This is a genomic window from Williamsia sp. Y844, assembly GCF_056786475.1.
Genome location: NZ_JBXCJB010000001.1, coordinates 1,109,124 through 1,129,662 on the forward strand (window position 1 = coordinate 1,109,124; position 20,539 = coordinate 1,129,662).

A 20,539-nucleotide genomic window follows, 5' to 3' on the forward strand; every position below is an offset into this window, starting at 1 on the left:
CGTCATCCACACAGCCGATGCAGTCAGATAGCTCGCGCTCGATCGCGATCAACGCTCTCGGTTCTTGAAACATTCTTGAACGCCGACACCAAGAACCTCCCAAGTGCTCGCGCGCATGCTGACGCCAACAGTTGCCGATCTCGAGCGAAGGAACCAAACACGATGACCGTCACCACCCCTAACAACACAGGTACCGACCCGGCCGTGGACTTGCGGGCGGCCGTCGCCGGCGTGGTTGCCCGTCCGGGTGAGCCCGGGTTCGAACGGGCGATCCCGTGGAATGTCGCCGCCCAGACCGACCCCTATGCAGCGGTGTTCGTGGAATCGCCTGCCGACGTCGCAGCCACCCTGCGGATCGCCGCTCAGCACGGACTGACCGTCGCAGTCCACGCCACCGGCCACGGCGCACTTCCCCTTGACCAGGGCAGCATCCTGGTGCAGACCAGCGGACTGTCCGACCTGGTGATCGATCCACAAGCCCGCACGGCGCGCGTGGGTGCCGGGGTGAAATGGCAGCGGGTCATCGACGAGGCCGCACCGCACGGCCTGGCAGGCCTGGCCGGTTCCGCACCCGATGTCGGGGTGGTCGGATTCATCACCGGCTGCGGCATCGGACCATTCGTTCGGACCGTCGGTCTGTCCTCGGATCACGTGCGCTCCTTCGAGCTGGTGACCGGCCAGGGCGAGATCCTGCATGTCACACCAGAGAACCACGCAGAACTCTTCTGGGGGTTGCGCGGTGGCAAGGCCACTCTCGGCATCGTCACCTCGGTGGAGATAGACCTGCTGCCCATCGCCGAGTTCTACGGCGGTGCGATCTATTTCGACGGAGCCGACGCAGCGAAGATCCTTCACGCCTGGCGCGATTGGAGTATCGATCTGCCAGAACACGCCAATACTTCCGTAGCGCTGCTCCAGCTACCGCCGCTCCCGGAGGTCCCGCCGCCGCTGGCGGGCAAACTCACCGTTGCGGTCCGTTACGCTTCGTTGGCCGATCCGGCCGAGGCAGAGGCGCTCTTCGCACCCATGCGCGCGCTGGCAACTCCGCTCATCGATGCAGTTTCGGTGATGCCTTATGCCGCGATGGGTGCGATCCACGCAGACCCGGTCGATCCGATGCCCACGTTCGAAGGCAGCACGCTGCTCGGTGAACTCAACAACACGGCGCTCGACAGCTTGCTCGCACTGACCGGTCCCGGCTCACAGTCCCCGCAGGTGGTTGTCGAGATCCGTCGCTTGGGTGGTGCGATGGCCGTGCCCGCAGCGCATCGCAGCGCGTTCTGTCATCGCGGGGCCCCCTATCACCTGTTCGTGGTCGGGGCCCTGGTGCCGCCGATCGCCGAGCATGTGCCGCCGCACTCCGCCGCCATCACGGATGCGATGGCGCCGTGGGCCATCGGACAGCTACCGAACTTCGACCCGGGCAGCAGCCCGGAGCGGCTGGCCCGCTGCTACAACGAAGACACCCTCGCCTGGCTCGGCGCGCTGGCCGACCGCCATGATCCGGCCGGGGTACTGCGCGTCGGTCAGGTCGTCCGGATCCCGACACCGGCCTGATCCGAATCGAAAGGAGCGGAACAGCTTTTCACGGAATCGTCTCTTCCGCTCCACCCGGATTACACCGGTCGGCGATCATCTGGGCACCGGAGACCACCGGCCGCCAAGGCTCCAGATTCCAGCTGGTCTTCTCCGGTTCGACGAGCCTGGCAAATCGCCAGTGACAAGCGAATTGATCACGCATACCCGGACTGTCGGCGGTCTGGTCCAACGCGACAACTTCGGACCAGGCCGCACCGAGTTCGCTTTCGCCGGGTACGTATCGGCCCGATTCGGTGGGAAACACCTGCAGACTCGGCCCCTGATCAGTCTGCGCCCACGCCACCCGGCTGATGAACGGCGGCAGATATACCGAGGCCGGAGAGGTCTCGACCGACGGCTTCGCAATGCTCACAGAAGTCGTCGACGGCGACGTGGTGATGGCGACCCCGCCATCACCGGACGAATCAGCCCCGGAATCGGTACAGCCGACCAGCAATGCCGCGGCCAGCAGAATTCCTGCTGCTCCGCGGCACCATGCACCGGGCGTGCGCGTGACTGTCAAAAAAGAACCCGGACAACCATTTCCGCAACCAAGGCCGGCTTGGTACCGCCCTCGATTGCCAGGCTGTGACCGAAGACAACCTGCACACCGCCGTTGGGCAGTTCGGTTGCATCCGCAAGCGTGGTGGTCAGCTGCACCTTCGAACCGACAAGAACCGGCGACGGGAAGCGAACCTTGTTGCTGCCGTAGTTCAGTGCCATCTTCACGTTGTCGAAGCCGTAGATCTGGGCGCCGAGCATCGGGAGCACGGACAGGGACAAGAAGCCGTGTGCGATCGTCCCTCCGAAGGAGCTCGCCTTGGCCCGCTCGACATCGACGTGGATCCACTGGTGGTCGCCGGTTGCGTCCGCGAACAAGTTGACTCGATCTTGCGTGATCTCGAGCCAATCGCTCTTGCCGACTTCAGAACCGACCGCCTCCAGAACGTCAGCGACCGAAGTGAAAACTCGCTTCATACCTTCTCCATTGTCTCCGTGGCCTTCTGCGCTCCCGAAATCGTGGCCACATAATCACCGAATCCGGCCCACGCCTCACGACGGGCGCGATAGGGGTCGATTTCCACATATGAATGTGTGTCGAAGATCCTGGTGGCGCGGACCTTCGGAGTGTAGCGCGGCCAGGATTCCAGCGGCTCACCGGTTTTGGCGAATGCCAACCACTGATCCTGCATCTCGTTCGTGACGCGCAGAGCGTTCCGCCGATCGCCGCCCCGTGCGAGCAGTCGGCCGGCCTTACCGCGATAGATCCCGAACACGGCGAACAGTTCGGTCGCATGTGTTGCACCGAGTCCCAACAACTTCAACAGGCGCGGGGCGTAGTCGTACCGATAGGCATAGGTGGGTGCATGTTGCGCGTGACCCTCGGTGGCCGCGATCGTGCCCACCCAGAAGATGTAGTCGCCGCCGAACTTCACCATGGATCTCGGATGCGGGAAACGGCCGTAGGCCGCGGTGATGCGCTCCTGCGCGTCGGGTTCGGTGGCCGCGAACATTGCCGTGATCGATTCCTCGGTCGACAGCAGCCCCTGCGGCAGCCGCTTGAACAACGTGCCCTCATTGCGGTTCGTCCCGATGATCATCGGGACCCGATGCGCCGTTCCCTTGGCAAAGGCGTCGACCGGGGCCAGTGGCAGATAGTCGCCGTCGACCACCGGACCAAAAGGCAGAAGTCCCGGGGTATCGGTTGTCACCCAGCGCGCCAGACGATGCCCGGCACGGCCGATCTCGGCGAGCGAGGCATCCACGAGCGCCTGCGCCGGATCGTCCACGCCCATGTCGGCACACAGGAGTTCGGTGAGCTTGCGAGCCCACTTGTGCGCAAAGTGCTGGTGCAGCGTGAGTATCGGTGCCGAACTCTCGGCGATCGCGCGGTGGAACAGTCCACCGGCCGCGGGAGTGGCCATCAGTGTCGTGACGGCGTTTCCGCCTGCGCTCTCGCCAAAGATGGTGACATTGCCGGGATCTCCCCCGAACTCGGCGATGTTGTCTTGCACCCACTGCAGTGCGGCCACCTGATCACGCAATCCGAGATTGGACTCGAACGGCCGCTCGGGCGTGGACAGTTCGGTGAAATCGCCGTATCCCAATGGGCCGAGCCGATAGTTCATCGACACGAAGATGACGTCCCCGCGCCGAACGAGGTCGTGACCGTAGTAGAGCGGCGTGGCCGTCGACCCGAGAATGTAGGCACCACCGTGGATGAACACCATCACCGGGCGGGGCTCGGTCGACGCCTGCTCCGGCGCCACGACGTTCAGGATCAGCGAATCCTCACTGACCGGCTGCTTTTTACCCCGCTCGACGAGCGCGTACTTGGGATTCTGCGGCGGCGCGTTGCCAAAACTGTTCGCCTCCAGGACCCCCGTCCAACCGATCGCGGGCTGCGGAGCACGCAACCTCAGGTCGCCCACCGGCGGCGCGGCGTAGGGGATCCCCCGCCAGCGGATGATGTCGCCGTCGCGAACGCCGGCGACAACACCATCGGAAAGAGTCACTGTTGTGTTTGCACTGGCCATGTTTCCGACCCTAGCGGCCAATAGCGGACACTCGCCCGCCATCGGTGTGATTCGTCACGCCGATCCGTTCGTCGTCTGGGATGCTCATGGCCATGACCACGGACTTCACCGGATATGTCGATATCAGCCATCCCGTGCCCGGCACCGCGATCTGGCACCAGGTCGCGGGCGACGGTGAACCCGTGGTCCTGATTCACGGTGCTTTCTCGAGCGCGGCGGACTGGGGCGGCCAGTTCGGGCCGTGCGTGGATGCCGGGTTCAGGGTCTATGCCCCTGAGCGACACGGTCACGGGCACAGCGCCGACGTCACCGAAGAGTTCCATTACGAGACGATGGCGCAGGAGACCATCGTCTACCTCGACGAGGTCGTTGGTGGCCCCGCCCATCTCGTCGGCTGGAGCGACGGCGCCGTCATCGCGTTCCTGGTGGCCCTCAAACGGCCGGATCTGGTCAACCGCATGGTCGTTCTCGGTCAGTACCTGAACCCGTCCGGCCGGGCGACTGGTGGAATCCTCGACGCCATCAGCGACATCGACTCCGACATCGTGCAATTCCTCCGCGCCGACTACGCCTCGGCCTCACCAGACGGCGATGATCACTTCCCGGTGGTGTTCGACAAGACCACTGCGATGATCGCGACTGAGCCCGAGATGGATCTGTCCGTGCTGACCGCGGTGAGCGCCCCGACTCTGGTGATGCAGGGAGACCACGACGAGGTGCTCATCGAGCACAGTCTGGCGATCGTGGACCAGCTCCCTGCTGCGCGATTGGCCGTGCTTCCCGGAACGCACCTCGTCCCGATCGAGACACCGGCAGTGGTCAGTTCGGTGATCATCAATTTTCTCCTGGGCGATCCCGCTTGATCGGTCACCCGCCATCGCAGAACATATCGATCGGCGATTACCGAAACTTTCAGTGATCGCTAATACCCCGGTCAATTAATTCAGCGATCCATTTCACGTGTGGCACAGGCAATTAGCGGCTAGGATCACGGAGCATATTCCGCCGACAGAAGATTGGCATCTCGTGACAAACAATTCTGATAATACGGCGACGACCCCTGCCGTCGTCGAGCTGTCGAAAACCCGGCGAATACTGACCGCATTTTTGAACTCTCCATTCGCGGGAATGTCGCCGTGGATTCTGATGGCGCTGATCGTGGGCCCGGGACGGTTCGAAGAAGCTGCGGCCTCGGCATTCGGCCTCTCACTCCTGCTCGTCCTCGGCAGCCATCGGCGCGGCAGCAAACTGAAGTTCCTCGAGGTCTTCGACCTCACCTACTTCGCCGCGATGGTGGTCCTGGCGCAGTTCGCCTCAGCCGACGTCGTGAAGTGGCTGGAGCACTGGGGTGGCGAGATGACCAATATCGCCCTGGTGGCCTTTGCTCTCGGATCCATCCTCATCCGGCAGCCGTTCACCTTGCAGTACGCCAAAGAAGGCACCCCGGAAGAACTCTGGACCCAGCCGCTGTTCCTGCGGATCAACTATGTGATCACCTGGGCCTGGGTGTTCGGATTCGGAGTGGCCGCAGTCGCCGGATTCATCGGTGATGCAGTCCTCGACAACAACAACAACTTCTGGACCGGCTGGATCATCCAGCTCGCCGGCACCTTCTTCGCAATCGCATTCACCGAGTTCTATCCCGATTACGCGACCGCTCACGCAGCCAGGGAAGCCGGCGAAGATGTGAAGCCGCCTTCTCTCATCCACCTTCTGGGCTGGATCCCGCTTTTCGTGATCGTCACCGGTGTCGCCGGTCTGATCACCGACGCGCTGACCACCATGGTGAGTCTGATCATCATCGCCGTTGGCATCGTGGGACGAGTCGCGATGGACAAGCTCCTACCCTGACAGAGCCTCCACCGCATACCGAAAATGTGCCCTTTTGGCGAACAAAACCCCAGGTGGGGCCCGCCAAAAGGGCACATGATCGGGAGAGCTGAGGGGTCAGGAGCGGCGCTGGCGAGCGAACTCGGCGAGCACAACACCCGCGGCGACCGAGGCGTTGAGGCTCTCGACATCACCGGCCATCGGGATCGACAGGATCGAGTCGCACGATTCGCGCACCAGACGTGACAGACCCTTGCCTTCGGATCCCACCACGATCACGGTGGGTCCGGAGCCGTCGTACTCGTCGAGGGTCACGTCACCATCGGCGTCGAGACCAACAAGCTGAACCCCCGACTCGGCCCAATCCTTCAGCGTCCGAGTCAGATTCGTGGCCTGTGCAACGGGCAGACGCGCTGCGGCACCGGCACTGGTGCGCCATGCCACCGCGGTGACCGAGGCGCTGCGCCGGGCCGGGATCACCACACCGTGGCCACCGAATGCGGCCACCGAGCGGATCACCGCACCGAGGTTGCGCGGGTCGGTGATGTTGTCGAGCGCGACCAGCAACGGCGGGCGACCACTGTCGATCGCCAGCTGCATCAGGTCGCTGGGATGGGCGTAACGGTACGGCGGTACCTGCAGGGCCAGGCCCTGATGCATGCCGTTGGCACTCATCCGGTCCAGTTCGGGACGCTGCACCTCGAGGATCGAGATGCCGGCGTTGGCGGCCAGCTGCACCGACTCGGTGACCCGCTCGTCGGCCTCGCCTCCGAGGACCACATAGAGCGCGGTGGCCGGGACCCCGGCACGCAGGCACTCGACAACGGGATTGCGTCCGAGAACGTACTCGGGACCATCGGTTGTCGGCTTGCCGCGCGGCGCACGTCCACCGGTGGATCCACCTGAATGCTTCGCAGCGGCCTTGGCCTTCTTGTGCGCCGCGTGATACGTGCGCTCAGTTGCCTTCGGGGTTGCACCCCGGGCCTCGAGTCCACGACGGCGTTGTCCGCCCGAACCCACTGTCTGTCCTTTTTTGGTGCCGCCCTTGCGGACTGCACCCTTACGTTTTGAATTGCCGGCCATCAGGCCACCCACCTTACGCGAAATGCGCTGTAATCCCCGGTGACCGGTTTACCCGGTACCGCGTTCATCGGTCCGTCTCCACGGATTCTCTTGTTTCGGACATAGACCACTGCGGGCCGTCCGGTGTATCGGTGACTTCGATCCCGGCCTGCGCCAGCCGATCACGAACCTCGTCTGCGGTGGCCCAGTCCTTTTCGGCACGGGCCGTGATCCGGCGCTGCAGCTCGGCCCGGACGAGCACGTCGAGCGCGGCCTTGGTGTCGGCGTCTCCACCCGATTCCGCCCAGTTCTGCGCCAACGGGTCGACACCGAGCACACCCATCATCGCGCGGACCGATGCGGCTGCTTCCACGGCAGACTGATGGTCGCCCGACTCGAGCGCCGTGTTGCCGGTCCGCACCACACCGTGTATTTCGGCCAGTGCAGAAGGCACGCCGAGGTCGTCGTCGAGGGCAGCAGCGAATCCGTCGGTGATCTCACCGACTGGGACTGCTCCGGCACGCGAAACCGTCCGTTGCACAAAGGATTCCACGCGCCGGTAGCCGGCGGCGGCCTCTTGCAACGCACCCTCGGAGTATTCGAGCATCGACCGGTAGTGGGCGCTGCCCAGGTAATACCGCAATTCGACGGCGCGCACCCGCTGCAACATGGCCGGAATGGCGACCACGTTGCCGAGCGACTTCGACATCTTCTCGCCGCCCATGGTGACCCAGCCGTTGTGCATCCAGTACCTGGCGAACGGGTCGCCGGCGCCATGGCTCTGCGCCTGCTCGTTTTCGTGATGCGGGAAGATCAAATCCATTCCACCACAATGGATATCGAAGTCCGAACCCAGGAGCGACGTGGCCATGGCCGAGCATTCCAGATGCCAGCCGGGACGCCCTCGACCCCACGGGGTCGGCCAGGACGGCTCACCGGGCTTGGCGCACTTCCACAGCGTGAAGTCGCGGGGGTCGCGCTTGCCGGTGCCGACACTCTCACCCTGATGGACGTCGTCGAGGCGGTGCCCGGACAACGATCCGTACTCGGGCAGGCTCAAGACGTTGAAATACACGTTGCCGTCGGCGGCGTAGGCGTGGCCGCGCTCGATCAGCCGCTCCATGTACTCCACCATCTGCGTGATGAAGCCGGTGGCGCGTGGTTCGGCCGATGGCGGCAGCACTCCGAGCTGGTCGTAGGCCTTGGTGAACTCTCGTTCGTGGGTGGCGGCCCATTCCCACCAGGGACGACCGGCATCGGCGGCCTTGCGCAGGATCTTGTCGTCGATATCGGTCACATTGCGCACGAATGCCACATCGAGGCCCTTGTACGCCAGCCAGCGCCGCAGGACATCGAAAGCGATACCGCTGCGGACGTGCCCGATGTGCGGAACACCCTGGACGGTGGCGCCACACAGGTACACCGAGGCATGTCCGGGTCGGATCGGCGTGAATTCACGCAGATCTCGGGCGGCGGTGTCGTAAAGGCGCAGGGTCACGATCGGCAATCCTACTGGTCAAGCAACAGTGCAGTGGCGACGGCAGCAATGCCCTCGCCCCGTCCGGTCAATCCGAGACCGTCCGTGGTGGTGGCGGAGACCGAGACCGGCCCTCCGAGAAGGTCGCTGAGTACCTGCTGGGCTTCGGCGCGGCGGGGCCCGATCTTGGGCCGGTTGCCGATCACCTGGACGGCGGCGTTTCCGACGACGAAACCCCGGCCTTCGTAGAGTTCACGCACGTGGGCGAGCATCCGGGCGCCACTGACGCCCTCCCACTGCGGCTGCCCGGTCCCGAATACCGAACCGAGGTCTCCGAGGCCCGCCGCGGACAGCAGCGCGTCGCAGAGCGCATGGACGGCCACATCGCCGTCCGAATGCCCGGCGCATCCGTCGGCGTCGGCAAAGAGGAGTCCGGCCATCCAGCAAGGCCTGCCGGCTTCGATGGGGTGAACGTCGGTACCGATGCCCACCCTCATGCGTGAGCCCGATCCGTGAGCAGCCAGGTGGCCAGGTTCAGATCCCAGGCAGTGGTGATCTTGAAGGCCAACGGGTCGCCGGGGATGGTCTGCACAGCAAAGCCCTGGGATTCGACGAGACCGGCGTCATCGGTGAAATCGGTCTCGGCGGCGGCATAGGCAGCGACGAGCACGGAGTAGTCAAAACCTTGTGGGGTCTGCACCGCGCGCAGCAGTGACCGGTCGACGGTCCCGGTGACGATGCCGGAGGGGTCGACGGATTTGATGGTGTCTGCCACCGGAAGTGTGGGGACAACCGCGGACGCGCCCGATCGGACAGCGTCGACAACGTCGGAGAACAACGATGCGGGTGTGAGACAGCGGGCGGCGTCATGCACCAGCACCACTTCAGAATCGGACGGCGCGGCCGACAATGCGGCCTTCACCGAGTCCGAACGTTTCGAACCCCCGGCCACCACGGTGACCTCAGGGAACTCGGACCGGACCTGGTCAACCAGATCGGCGGGAACCGAGATGACGATACGATCGACGACCCCGCTGGCCAGCGCACCCTGCACACAGTGGTGCAACATGCTCTGACCTGCGAGATCGACAAACGCTTTGGGTAAACCCATGCCGAGTCGCTCTCCGCGACCTGCGGCCGGGATCAATGCAACCGTAGACATTCAGTGAATCAAGCGACGCGCTCAGGAAGCGGCGGCAAGAACCTCGTCGAGAATGATCGAAGCCTTCTCGTCGTTGGTGTTCTGTGCCAGAGAGAGCTCGTCGACGAGGACGCGACGAGCGCGGGTGAGCATTCGCTTCTCACCTGCGGAGAGTCCACGATCCTGTTCACGACGCCACAGGTCGCGAACGATTTCGGCAACCTTGATGATGTCGCCGGAGATCAGCTTTTCCTGGTTTGCCTTGAACCGGCGAGCCCAGTTGGTGGGCTCCTCGGTGTGGGGCGCCCGGAGAACGTCGAAGACCTTGCCCAGACCTTCTTCTCCGACTACGTCGCGGACTCCGACGTACTCGAGTTTCGTAGACGGAATCTGAACTGTCATGTCACCATCAGCCACCTTGAGAACGAGGTACTCTACTGCCTCGCCTTTGATGGTTCGGGTCACAATGTCTTCGACCAGTGCGGCACCGTGATGGGGGTAGACAACGGTGTCACCAACTTTGAAATTCAATGTTCCATGCCCCTTTCGATTTCTCCAGTCTAGCACGGCGCGTTCCGCGCCATCAGTCAACTCCGCAGGTCAGCGGCATAGCGGCAGGATCCGAAGTCTTGACGACGCCCGAAATGTGTGCTGCCGCACCGCTCGAACTCCGAAGGCTCCGGCACTCGAAGCCCCCGTCTGCCAACCGATTTTGGGAACCGGTTCACCACGCCTGCCACCGGGGTGGATGCGGTCGGCTCGACCGCCCTGGACCCCCCTTGACCGCCTATGGCTTCAAATGTTGCCGAAGTGTGACCGTCGTGAGTGCGAGCACGGTGTCGCCGTTCCCCGCATCGACCAACCGGACATCCACGACACTGTGATCGCCGGCGTCGCGGACGACCTCACCGCCGGCTCGCGCCGGGCCGACCCGAACCTGCGACAGATAGTGGATCTGCATGTCGCAGGCCACCATTCCCGGTCGCATCGCGCAAGCCGCGGATTCGGCCAGCACCGCCAGCGCGCCACCCTGGATCGTTCCGATCTGGTTGACGACGAAGGGCGTGAGGTCGAGTTCGAGGACACCGGCACCCGCATCAACGACCCGCATGCCGAGCCTGGAGTAGACGGTGCCGTCGACCGGGATCGGCGTGCGTTCCCGGATCGTTCCCACCGTCTTCGCGGGTGAATACAGATCGGCATCGACGGCGGCGGTCCGCGGGATGCGGGCGAACACCACCAGGGCCCGTCCGGCCCGAGTCAGCCCATGGGCACCGCGATCGATGTCATCGGTCAGTGCCCGTAGATCGGTGACACCACATCCGTCGTAGACGTCGACCGAGATGACCACCACTTTCTTGCCTGCCCGCACCAGCCTGGCGTCTGCGACGATCGGCCCGCGGGTGATCGGGTCGCCTGCATAGAGCGACAGGTCCTGGGTTGCGGTCCAATCCGGGGAGGCGGCGATCAGCGCCGGATCCGACGCGACGATGTCGACAACGGTCATCAGAACCCCGGTCGAGGCCGCCCCACCGGAGTCCCGCAGTTTGTCGGTCAAGGTCGCCCGGAGCACCGAACGTTCCGGCGACGGCTGAAACGACGTCAGCCCGAAGTCCGACGCAAACGACACCGGGCCCGGCAGGACCATCCCCGGCCGTCCGCCCACCTGGGCCGGACGCGGGGTGGAAATCAGATTCTCGCTCATGAGAATCATCATGCCAGTTGTGCGGTCGATGTGAAACGGATCGTTTTCGCGACCCAACCGGGATTTCCTGACGGTCGCCCACTACGCTGCGTAGTGCACGCATTGTGGATCTGGTGTGCGCCGGTATTCCGTACCTGCGCCGGCCGCCACACAAGGCGCGCGTCGCATCAGGACCTATCTCGGAGGAAAACCGGTGTCAGTGCAGAAAGAATCGGCCCGGCGTGGTCGAGTGGGAACGATCCTCGCCACCGCAGCCATCGCCGCAGGCCTGCTGATCGGCACCACCGCGTGCGGCGCGGGCCAGATCGCCCAGACGCCCGATCAGGCGCCGGCCATCAACGGCAACGAAATCGACGCCGGATCGATGGCGTTGCGCAACGTGCACGTCATCTACCCGAAAGGCGGAAGCACCGAAGAGTTCACCAACGGTGGACCGCTCGAGTTGGCATTCCTGATCGCCAATGAGTCGCCCGACACCCCCGACAAACTCGAGAGCATCTCCTTCCCCGACGGCAAGGGCACCGTGACCATCGAGGGCGAGACCGCGATCAGCCCCCTCGGCGTGCTGCGTGCGGGCAACCCCGACGTGGTGCACAACACGACCCTCGAACCCGTCAACTCGAACGAGAAGTGGGTCGAGGTGACCGTGCAGGGTGAGCCGAAGAAGCTCACGCCCGGCCTGACCTTCCCGTTGGTCTTCAAGTTCGAGAAGGCCGGCGAGACCACCATCGAGGTCCCGATCGACGCGGGCCCCATCCTGCCGCGGCAGGATCATCCGCGCGGCATCGACGCGGACAACGCAGAAGAAGGTCACTAGCCTCCGAAAGAGGGGCCACGGCGATTGCCGTGGCCCCTCTTTCGTATCCGGGTCTGCCGCAGCCGCATCCGGGTCTGCCACAGCCGTATCCGGGTCTGCCGCAGCACTGTCGGACCCGCTGGCTAGAGTCAGCCGGTGGCCAAACAGAAGTCGACATATCGTTGCAGCGCCTGTGGATACCAGGTCGCCAAATGGGTTGGCCGCTGCCCGGAATGCGGTGAATGGGGCTCGGTGAGCGAAGCCGCCCTGGCAACCGTTGGCAGCTCCGGGATCGGCGGCGGTAAATCCGCCACGGTCTCAACCATTCCCAGCCAGCCTGCTCGTCCCATGACGCAGATCGATGCGACCAATGCGGCCGCATTTCCCACCGGTATCGGCGAGTTCGACCGAGTGCTCGGCAAAGGCATCGTTCCCGGCTCGGTCCTACTCCTCGCCGGAGAACCCGGTGTCGGCAAGTCCACCCTGCTGCTCGAGGCCGTCAAACAGTGGGCGCTGCAAGGCCGCCGGGCGCTCTACGTCACCGGCGAAGAATCCGCCGGACAGGTTCGACTCCGCGCCGAACGTACCGGCGCCGTCCACGAAGAGATCTACCTCGCTGCCGAAACCGATCTCGGTGCCGTCCTCGGTCATGCAGAGGCGGTGATGCCGTCACTGATGGTGGTCGACTCCGTACAGACGATGATCGCCCAGAACGTCGACGGGGTGAACGGCGGTGTCACCCAGATCCGGGCGGTGACAACAGCTTTGACATCCCTGGCCAAGAACGCCGGGATCGCTGTCATCCTCGTCGGCCACGTCACCAAAGACGGCACCGTGGCCGGACCCCGCTCACTGGAACATCTGGTGGACGTGGTGCTGTCCTTCGAGGGCGACAAACACTCACCCCTGCGCATGGTCCGCGGAATCAAGAACCGTTTCGGATCAGCCGACGAGGTGGGTTGTTTCGAGCAACGCGAAGACGGCATCCACGAGGTCACCGATCCGTCCGAACTGTTCTTGCACCACCGCGACATCGGGGTCGCAGGCACCGCCATCACCGTGGCGATGGACGGGAAGCGGCCACTACTCGGCGAGGTCCAGGCACTGGTCTCGAAATCGAGCCTGGCAAATCCGCGTCGAGCCGTTGTCGGGCTCGATTCGGCAAGGGTGGCAATGATTCTGGCCGTCTGCGCAGCGCGAGCCAACCTCCCGACCTACGACCAGGACGTCTACGTCGCCACCGTCGGTGGCATGAAGATCAGCGAACCCGCCGCCGACCTGTCGGTGGCACTCGCACTCAGTTCCATTCTCGCCCAACGCTCGTTGCCGGGTTCGATGGTGGCCCTCGGTGAGATCGGTCTGGCCGGCGAGGTGCGCCGGGTGGCCGGGGTCGGACGGCGGGTGGCAGAGGCAAAGCGACTGGGCTTCAAACACGCGATCGTGCCGGCCGGATCCCTGGATCTGCCGTCGGGCATCAAGATCACGCAGGTCGCCGATCTTCAGACGGCCATGCGCGCGGCGCTCAAAGGACCGGCAGGCCCGTTCTCATTCTGACGGCTCGGTAATCCGGCTGCGCTCTGCCTTACGCGCCAGACTTTCGGCGAACTGGTCCGCCGCACCGCTGTCGGCATAGCTGTCCTTGAAGTGCTCGGCCGGATCGATCCGGACGTAGATCGCGTGCGCGGACGCGACGGGCTCGGTGTTGTCGCCGAGATACGCGATGCCGCTGGTGTAGATCTTGCGCCGCACGGTGCCGTGGGCCACCGCCTCGATCCGCAGTTCGCAGCCCAGCGGGATCGGCTTGGCGAAGTCGATCTCCAGGTGCGCGGTCACCGCGGCGAATCCCACCATCCAGTGCGTCATGCCGAGCGCTTCGTCGAATGCGGCCGAAAGGATGCCACCGTGGATGACGCCGGGGCCACCCTCGAAACGGGGGTCGACCTGCATACGCGCGGTGACCGCGGCACCCTCACCCGCGGTGGCAACCATGTGCAGCCCATGCGGCACGGTCTCACTGCAGCCGAAGCACATGGGGTAATGAGCGCGCAGCTTCTCACCGAACGCCGGGGCGCGGGGCGACCGGACTGCGGCGACGAGCTCATCGGGCAAAACAAAAGATGTTTTCACAGACAGCTAATCTAGTGTGCACTTGCGTTACTACAGAAAGGCGCCTCATGCCAGAGGTTCCGGCCTCCGATCTGCTCCGCACCACGATCGCCCGGCTCGCACCCGGCACTCCCCTACGAGATGGCCTCGAACGCATCCTGCGTGGCCGGACCGGCGCTCTCATCGTCATCGGGCACGATCCCGAGGTCGAGAGCATCTGTGCAGGCGGCTTCGACCTGGACGTGGCGTTCGCGCCGACCAGGCTGCGAGAGCTGTCGAAGATGGATGGCGCGGTGGTTCTGTCGACCGACGGCGCCCGGATCGTCCGGGCAAATGTGCAGCTGGTTCCGGACCCGTCGATTCCGACCGAGGAATCCGGTACCCGGCACCGCAGTGCCGAGCGCACCGCCATCCAGACCGGGTATCCGGTGATCTCCGTGAGTGCGTCCATGTCGATCGTCTCCGCGTACGTCGACGGGATCCGGTACGTGGTCGAGGGTTCCGATGCCATCCTCTCGCGCGCGAATCTGGCGGTGGCAACGCTCGAGCGGTACAAGACGCGCCTGGACGAGGTCAGCGCACAGCTCTCGCGTTCGGAGATCGAGGACTACGTCACCCTGCGCGATGCGATGACCGTGGTCCAACGCCTGGAGATGGTCCGCCGCGTCTCCGAAGAGATCGAATACTACGTCGTCGAACTCGGCGTGAACGGCCGACAGCTCAGCCTGCAGCTCGAAGAACTCGTGGGCGACAACGACTCTGCGCGCGAACTCGTGGTTCGCGACTACTTCGCCAGCCCGGAACCCGCAAGTACGCAAGAGGTCGAACAGGCACTTGCGGCCATCGAAAAGCTCACCGACGCCGATCTTCTCGACCTGACCGCACTCGCTCGCGCATTCGGCTACCCGGACACGGTCGACGCACAGGACACCGCGATGAGCCCGCGCGGTTACCGGCTGCTGGCCCGGATCCCCCGCTTGCAGTTCGCCCACATCGATCGACTCGTCCGCAGCTACGGCACCCTGCAGGCGCTGCTCGCGGCGACCGCGGCCGACCTGCAGGCCGTCGAGGGGATCGGCAGCATCTGGGCCCGGCACATCCGCGAGGGACTGTCCCGGCTGGCCGAGTCGAGCATCGAACGTTTCGACTGAGGTCCGAGGCAAACGCCTCACCTGGTTTCCTTCGGCACCTACCCTGGATCCATGGCCACCATTGCGGACACAGTCGTCGACGTCATCCATTCATCCGGTGTCGAGCGGGTCTACGGCCTGCCGGGAGACTCGCTCAACGGGTTCACCGATGCCATACGCCGCGCCGGGACCGTCGAGTGGAAGCACGTACGGCACGAGGAGGCGGCTGCGTTCGCGGCGGCCGCCGACGCCGCACTCACCGGCGAGTTGGCGGTCTGTGTGGGTAGCTGCGGGCCCGGCAACCTCCACCTGATCAATGGGCTGTTCGACGCGAACCGTAGTCGCGTGCCGGTCTTGGCCATCGCGGCTCAGATACCGGCTGCCGAGATCGGCAGTACCTACTTTCAGGAGACGCACCCCGAACAGCTCTTCAACGAATGCAGCGTCTACAACGAACTCGTCAGTGTGCCGGAGCAGTTGCCCCGAGTGCTGGAGATCGCGATGAGAACCGCCATCGAGAAGCGCGGAGTCGCCGTTGTCGTCATACCCGGTGAGATCTTTCTGAAGAAGAGCTCCAGGCGCAGGCGTTCGGCTCCGATCCGCTATATCCCCCGCATCACGCGTCCGACCGACGATCAGCTCCGCGACGCGGCATCCATCCTCAACTCGGCCCAGCGGGTGACCATCCTCGGGGGCGCCGGCGTCGAAGGTGCGCACGAGCAGTTGCTCGCGATCGCCAAGACCCTGCAGGCACCGATCGTGCATGCCCTGCGAGGCAAGGAGTTCATCGAATACGACAATCCGTACGACGTGGGCATGACCGGTCTACTGGGGTTCGCCTCGGGCTATCGCGCAATGGAGAAGTGTGATGCCCTGCTGATGTTGGGTACAGACTTCCCGTACCAGCAGTTCCTTCCCGACAAGGCCAAGATCATCCAGGTCGACATCCGCGGTGAGCAACTGGGGAGGCGTACCCCGATCGACGTCGGATTGGTCGGCAGCGTCAAGGACACGATCGACGCCTTGCTGCCGATGCTCGCGAAGCACGCCGACACCGAACATCTCGAAGCTTCGGTCGCCCACTACCGCAAGACCCGCACCGATTTGGACGCCCTCGCGACGAACGACCGCAACCGCAGGCCGATTCATCCGCAGTACCTCGCAAAGCTGGTGAACGACAACGCCTCCGAGGATGCCGTGTTCATTCCCGATGTCGGGTCACCGGTGGTCTGGGCGGCGCGTTATCTGGCGATGAACGGACGCCGCCGCCTCATCGGTTCATTCGCCCACGGCACGATGGCCAACGCGATCCCCCACGCGATCGGTGCCCAGAGCGCGTTTCCTGGGCGTCAGGTGATCACGTTCTCCGGCGACGGGGGCCTGGCCATGCTGCTCGGTGAGCTCCTGACGATCCGCCAGCACAAGTTGCCCATCAAGATCGTGGTGTTCAACAACTCGTCGCTCAACTTCGTGGAATTGGAGATGAAGGCCGCCGGAATCGTGAACTTCGGTACCGAGCTGGACAACCCGAACTTCGCGGAACTTGCTCGGGCACTGGGCATTCACGGTGTCAGGGTCGAACAGCCCGAAGACCTCGAGGCCGCGGTCAAAGAAACCCTTGGCCACGACGGACCCGCATTGCTCGATGTGGTGACCGCCCGCCAGGAGCTGTCGATACCGCCGACCGTGACGGCCGCACAGGCGAAGGGTTTCACACTGTACGCGCTGCGAACCATCCTGTCGGGTCGAGGTGATGAGGTGCTGGATCTGGCTGACACCAACGTCTTCCGGCGTTTGTTGGACTGACGAGCACTCGTCGCGGCGCAACAACACCCTGGACGGGCTGGATTTGTCTGCGCTACTGCGCGTTGACCCGATCGATGTTGAATGTGATTGGTGCGCTGGCCTTCTCGCCGATCCTGGCGACAGCCTGGTAGGCACCCGGAACCACCGGCTCGCGGGGGCTCTCACAACCAGGGGTACTGGTGGTGCCCGACCACTGGACGGTGTCCTGCACCTGCTGGCCCGGCTTGAGGAGCTGGTTGTTGACACCGGCCACCGGGGCACAGTCACCTGACGCCCAGATCCGGCGATCACCGGCGAGGTTCAGGACGGTCACGCTCTGCATCGCCTTGCCGACATCCCGCGTGCACTCGGAGAGTCCGGCGTTGGTCACCGCGATCGTGAAGATCGGTTGTTCGCCCTCGGTGTATGCGGGCTTGTCGGTGTAGAGGACCACCGAGATGTTCTGGTCTGGGCACAGGCCGCTGGCCGGTACCGGAGCCGGGGTCTCACCGGCCGGGGTGCCACCGGGCGCGCCGGGCGCTGCCGGGGCATCCGTTCCCCCGGGCGCGGCCTGGCCGCCGCCACCGGAACCGCCACCAGAACTCGGGCTCGCCGATTCCGAACCCGAATCCTTGTAGGCCGACGGCAGGACGTAACTCGACGAGCTGGTGAGGTCGGTGCCGTTCGCGGTGTTCTTGTTGCTGTCGTCGCCGCCCGTGACCAAGAAGATCAGACCCACGATGACCGCGAGCACAACCACCAGCACACCGACTGCGAGTGCACGTCGACGCCAGTAAATTTCCGGTGGCAGGGGGCCCTGAGGATCCAACACACCCCGACGCTAATGGGAGTGTGCCACCGGCTGTCTGACCTCGGGCGGCGTGTCGCGAGACGATGCTGTGCGCGAGGTCTCAGTTGACCGCCGGACCGCCGGTCAGGAAGCCAGGCTGGGCATGGCCGGATCGTCGCCGACCTCGCCGAGTGTGCCCCGCAGGCTGACCGCGCCCTCGGCGAGCTCGTAGGTGAGGCCGACGATGCCGAGTCGGCCGGCTTCGACCTTCTCGGAGATGATCCGGCTGCGCTGGATCAGCAGTCGGCCGGTCTCCTTGACGTGACGCGCCTCGAACTCGTCGACGCGGGTGAGCCCTTCCTTACGACCGGCCAGGATGCTCGGGGTCACCCGTTCGACCACATCGCGGATGAATCCGCCCGGGATCTGCAGGTCGTCGAGGGCGTCGAGCGTCGCCTGGACCGCGCCGCAACTGTCGTGTCCGAGGATCGCGATCAGCGGAACGTCGAGCACCTCGACGGCGTATTCGATCGAACCGAGAACGGCCGAGTCGATGACGTGCCCGGCGGTGCGGACGACAAACATCGAACCGAGGCCCTGATCGAAGATGATCTCTGCCGCGACGCGCGAATCGGCACATCCGAACAGAACTGCCTGCGGGTGCTGCCCTGCCGCCAGACGCGCACGGTCCTCGATACCCTGATTGGGATGATTCGACTTGCCTGCCACAAAACGATCGTTGCCTTCGCGCAGGTTCTTCCATGCTTGAGCCGGAGTTGTTGAGGACATGACTGACATTCTGCCCCTGTCCGGTTCGGTTCCGCCGGGCAAGCTCCTTTCCTGGTTCGACCTGGCCGAGCGGGACCTCCCGTGGCGGGCGCCGGATGTGAGTGCCTGGCACATCCTGATCAGCGAAATCATGCTCCAGCAGACCCCGGTGTCGAGGGTGGCTCCGATCTGGGAGCAGTGGGTGGCGCGGTGGCCGGTGCCCTCGGCGATGGCCGCGACCCCGGTGGGCGAGGTCGTGCGGGCCTGGGGCAAGCTCGGCTACCCGCGGCGCGCGATGCGACTGCACGCCTGCGCAGCCGTGCTGGCCGCCGAACACGGGGACATCGTTCCCGCCGACGTCGACGTCCTGCTGACACTGCCCGGCATCGGCGACTACACGGCGCGAGCAATTGCGTGCTTCGCGTACGGGCAGTCGGTGCCGGTGGTCGACACCAATGTCCGCAGAGTCATCGCGCGAGCGGTGCACGGACGCGCCGAACCGGGCAACCCGGCACGATCAGATCTGGTTGATGCGCAGGCACTGCTGCCCGACGACGGTCGGGCACCCAGGTTTTCGGCAGCCTTGATGGAGCTGGGTGCGTTGGTGTGCGTCGCCAAGAATCCGAGATGCCAGAGTTGCCCATTGACAGACTGCCTCTGGGTGGCGACCGGATCGCCTGCCCATACCGGCCCGGTGCGCAAGGTCCAGAAATTCGCGGGCACAGACCGGCAGGTTCGCGGGCTGTTGCTGGATGTGTTGCGCGACAGCACCATTCCGGTACCCCGCGCCTCACTCGACATCGTGTGGACCACGGACACCGCTCAGCGCGACCGCGCCCTCGATTCCCTCCTGGTCGACGGCCTGGCCGAGATCACCTCCGACGGCCGCTATGCCCTGGCGGGCGAAGGGACCTGAACTCCCGGGCGACGACCGATCTCTGTGCTCTGCAGACCACAGAGAAAGGCCTCGACCGCGCCGCGGTACTCGTCAGGCGCGGAGTCGTGGACCAGGTGGTCGGAGCCCGCAACCTGCAACAGGATCGAATTGTCCACCGCGGCAGCCATCTTCGCCATCTGACCACTCGGGGTCACGCTGTTGCTCGCCTCGATCAACAGCGCCGGGACCTCGACGGCCTGCCACTGTTGCCAGAAGTCCCGTCGTCCCCACTCCTCGGCGATCTGTGCCCACACCTCCAGATGGCCATGTAGGACACCGTCGTCGAATGCCTCGTAGAAGTACCGGCCCGCGACCTCGCCGAACATCGTCTGCGCCTGATCAAGTGAATCGAAACGCTGCGGCCAGGACGAGAACCACGGCTCCCAGCCGGCGGTGGTGCGGCCGCGGAAGTCGGGCGCCATGTCCTCGATCACCAACGCCGACACCAATTCCGGGTACTCCGCCGCTGTGCACCACGCATGCAGCCCGCCCATCGAATGGCCGATCAGGACTGCCGGACCCATGTCGATCCAGGTGAGGATCTCCGCCAGATCCGCGACAAAACGTTCCGTGCACAATTCCTCGGGACCGGCAGGCACCGCTTCGTCGGCACCACGGTGACAGGCGGCGTCGTAGGTGAACACCCGGCCGTAGCCGCGCAACCACGGGATCTGGCGCCGCCAGGTTCTCCCCCGCCCCATGAGTCCGTGTAGCAGGACTATCGGCGCGCCATCCGGCCTTCCGCCGTAGTCGATGAATCCGATGTCAGCGCTCACGAGGTAGAACATTAGCTGCGATAGCCGCCCTGTCCGGAATATCCTCAAATGCCGCTCGCCCGATTGTGCCGGCTGCGCGTTCACTGGGGGTTCAACCCCGCGATCCACGGCAGTAGGGTGA

The 20,539-nt window shown here is 64.8% G+C and carries 21 protein-coding genes; 8 read left to right on the plus strand and 13 right to left on the minus strand.

Annotated features, from left to right (window positions below; genetic code table 11):
• Positions 1-162: 162 nt before the first annotated feature.
• Positions 163-1,557, plus strand: a complete 1,395-nt coding sequence (locus AC1TQG_RS04895; RefSeq protein WP_482135804.1) for an FAD-binding oxidoreductase — start codon at positions 163-165, stop codon at positions 1,555-1,557.
• Positions 1,558-1,585: 28 nt separating this feature from the next.
• Here the strand turns inward: AC1TQG_RS04895 and AC1TQG_RS04900 are convergent, their stop codons facing one another.
• Genes AC1TQG_RS04900 through AC1TQG_RS04910 form a run of 3 tightly spaced genes read right to left on the minus strand, consistent with a single transcriptional unit; the run spans position 1,586 to position 4,115 of the window.
• Positions 1,586-2,101 carry a DUF2599 domain-containing protein gene (locus AC1TQG_RS04900; RefSeq protein WP_482135805.1) on the minus strand — a complete coding sequence of 172 codons (516 nt, stop codon included), beginning with the start codon at positions 2,099-2,101 and terminating at the stop codon, positions 1,586-1,588.
• Positions 2,098-2,556 carry a MaoC family dehydratase gene (locus AC1TQG_RS04905; protein WP_482135806.1) on the minus strand — a complete coding sequence of 153 codons (459 nt, stop codon included), beginning with the start codon at positions 2,554-2,556 and terminating at the stop codon, positions 2,098-2,100. The genes AC1TQG_RS04900 and AC1TQG_RS04905 overlap by 4 nt, the downstream gene beginning before the upstream one ends.
• On the minus strand, positions 2,553-4,115 hold the full coding sequence (locus tag AC1TQG_RS04910; protein ID WP_482135807.1) for a carboxylesterase/lipase family protein: 1,563 nt from the start codon (positions 4,113-4,115) through the stop codon (positions 2,553-2,555). The genes AC1TQG_RS04905 and AC1TQG_RS04910 overlap by 4 nt, the downstream gene beginning before the upstream one ends.
• Before the next feature lie 92 nt (positions 4,116-4,207).
• Between AC1TQG_RS04910 and AC1TQG_RS04915 the strand changes: the two genes are divergently transcribed.
• Together AC1TQG_RS04915 and AC1TQG_RS04920 are read left to right on the plus strand one after the other, a co-directional pair.
• Positions 4,208-4,978, plus strand: coding sequence for an alpha/beta fold hydrolase (locus tag AC1TQG_RS04915; RefSeq protein ID WP_482135808.1), 771 nt, complete (start codon positions 4,208-4,210; stop codon positions 4,976-4,978).
• Positions 4,979-5,141: 163 nt separating this feature from the next.
• The gene (locus tag AC1TQG_RS04920) at positions 5,142-5,966 is read left to right on the plus strand and encodes a hypothetical protein (protein ID WP_482135809.1); all 825 of its coding nucleotides are present in this window, start codon (positions 5,142-5,144) and stop codon (positions 5,964-5,966) included.
• Between the two features lie 96 nt (positions 5,967-6,062).
• On the opposite strand, the gene rlmB is transcribed toward AC1TQG_RS04920, so the two are convergent.
• The 6 genes from rlmB to AC1TQG_RS04950 all read right to left on the minus strand — a co-directional run bounded on the left by rlmB (position 6,063) and on the right by AC1TQG_RS04950 (position 11,330).
• Entirely contained in the window at positions 6,063-7,028 is a 966-nt protein-coding gene (gene rlmB / locus AC1TQG_RS04925; protein WP_482135810.1) for a 23S rRNA (guanosine(2251)-2'-O)-methyltransferase RlmB, read from the minus strand.
• A 64-nt stretch (positions 7,029-7,092) separates the two neighbouring features.
• Positions 7,093-8,505 (minus strand): cysteine--tRNA ligase, encoded by a 1,413-nt coding sequence (cysS, locus tag AC1TQG_RS04930; RefSeq protein ID WP_482135811.1) that lies wholly within the window; start codon positions 8,503-8,505, stop codon positions 7,093-7,095.
• 11 nt (positions 8,506-8,516) lie between these two features.
• Positions 8,517-8,981, minus strand: coding sequence for a 2-C-methyl-D-erythritol 2,4-cyclodiphosphate synthase (gene ispF / locus AC1TQG_RS04935; RefSeq protein WP_482135812.1), 465 nt, complete (start codon positions 8,979-8,981; stop codon positions 8,517-8,519).
• The gene (gene ispD, locus AC1TQG_RS04940) at positions 8,978-9,646 is read right to left on the minus strand and encodes a 2-C-methyl-D-erythritol 4-phosphate cytidylyltransferase (RefSeq protein ID WP_482135813.1); all 669 of its coding nucleotides are present in this window, start codon (positions 9,644-9,646) and stop codon (positions 8,978-8,980) included. The genes ispF and ispD overlap by 4 nt, the downstream gene beginning before the upstream one ends.
• Before the next feature lie 21 nt (positions 9,647-9,667).
• The gene (locus AC1TQG_RS04945) at positions 9,668-10,156 is read right to left on the minus strand and encodes a CarD family transcriptional regulator (RefSeq protein ID WP_020107769.1); all 489 of its coding nucleotides are present in this window, start codon (positions 10,154-10,156) and stop codon (positions 9,668-9,670) included.
• 256 nt (positions 10,157-10,412) lie between these two features.
• Positions 10,413-11,330 (minus strand): PaaI family thioesterase, encoded by a 918-nt coding sequence (locus tag AC1TQG_RS04950; protein WP_482135814.1) that lies wholly within the window; start codon positions 11,328-11,330, stop codon positions 10,413-10,415.
• A gap of 193 nt (positions 11,331-11,523) precedes the next feature.
• Here AC1TQG_RS04950 and AC1TQG_RS04955 point away from each other — a divergent pair, with 193 nt between their 5' ends.
• Both AC1TQG_RS04955 and radA read left to right on the plus strand, forming a co-directional pair.
• Positions 11,524-12,147 (plus strand): copper chaperone PCu(A)C domain-containing protein, encoded by a 624-nt coding sequence (locus tag AC1TQG_RS04955; RefSeq protein ID WP_482135815.1) that lies wholly within the window; start codon positions 11,524-11,526, stop codon positions 12,145-12,147.
• A 135-nt stretch (positions 12,148-12,282) separates the two neighbouring features.
• Positions 12,283-13,680: a DNA repair protein RadA gene (gene radA / locus AC1TQG_RS04960; RefSeq protein WP_482135816.1), complete on the plus strand. Its 1,398-nt coding sequence runs from the start codon at positions 12,283-12,285 to the stop codon at positions 13,678-13,680.
• Here radA and AC1TQG_RS04965 read toward each other — a convergent pair.
• Positions 13,672-14,253 carry a PaaI family thioesterase gene (locus AC1TQG_RS04965; RefSeq protein WP_482135817.1) on the minus strand — a complete coding sequence of 194 codons (582 nt, stop codon included), beginning with the start codon at positions 14,251-14,253 and terminating at the stop codon, positions 13,672-13,674. The two genes, radA and AC1TQG_RS04965, sit on opposite strands and share 9 nt — an antisense overlap.
• Positions 14,254-14,300: 47 nt before the next feature.
• Here AC1TQG_RS04965 and disA point away from each other — a divergent pair, with 47 nt between their 5' ends.
• Both disA and poxB read left to right on the plus strand, forming a co-directional pair.
• Positions 14,301-15,383 (plus strand): DNA integrity scanning diadenylate cyclase DisA, encoded by a 1,083-nt coding sequence (disA, locus tag AC1TQG_RS04970; RefSeq protein WP_482135818.1) that lies wholly within the window; start codon positions 14,301-14,303, stop codon positions 15,381-15,383.
• A 51-nt stretch (positions 15,384-15,434) separates the two neighbouring features.
• Complete coding sequence (gene poxB / locus AC1TQG_RS04975; protein ID WP_482135819.1) at positions 15,435-17,168, plus strand: ubiquinone-dependent pyruvate dehydrogenase; 1,734 nt, start codon at positions 15,435-15,437, stop codon at positions 17,166-17,168.
• Between the two features lie 52 nt (positions 17,169-17,220).
• Here the strand turns inward: poxB and AC1TQG_RS04980 are convergent, their stop codons facing one another.
• Both AC1TQG_RS04980 and AC1TQG_RS04985 read right to left on the minus strand, forming a co-directional pair.
• On the minus strand, positions 17,221-17,979 hold the full coding sequence (locus AC1TQG_RS04980; protein WP_482135820.1) for a hypothetical protein: 759 nt from the start codon (positions 17,977-17,979) through the stop codon (positions 17,221-17,223).
• A gap of 102 nt (positions 17,980-18,081) precedes the next feature.
• On the minus strand, positions 18,082-18,726 hold the full coding sequence (locus AC1TQG_RS04985) for a carbonic anhydrase (RefSeq protein ID WP_482135821.1): 645 nt from the start codon (positions 18,724-18,726) through the stop codon (positions 18,082-18,084).
• A gap of 16 nt (positions 18,727-18,742) precedes the next feature.
• Here AC1TQG_RS04985 and AC1TQG_RS04990 point away from each other — a divergent pair, with 16 nt between their 5' ends.
• Positions 18,743-19,621, plus strand: coding sequence for an HhH-GPD family protein (locus tag AC1TQG_RS04990; RefSeq protein WP_482137264.1), 879 nt, complete (start codon positions 18,743-18,745; stop codon positions 19,619-19,621).
• On the opposite strand, the gene AC1TQG_RS04995 is transcribed toward AC1TQG_RS04990, so the two are convergent.
• Positions 19,594-20,418: an alpha/beta fold hydrolase gene (locus AC1TQG_RS04995; RefSeq protein WP_482135822.1), complete on the minus strand. Its 825-nt coding sequence runs from the start codon at positions 20,416-20,418 to the stop codon at positions 19,594-19,596. The genes AC1TQG_RS04990 and AC1TQG_RS04995 overlap by 28 nt on opposite strands.
• Between the last annotated feature and the right edge of the window lie 121 nt (positions 20,419-20,539).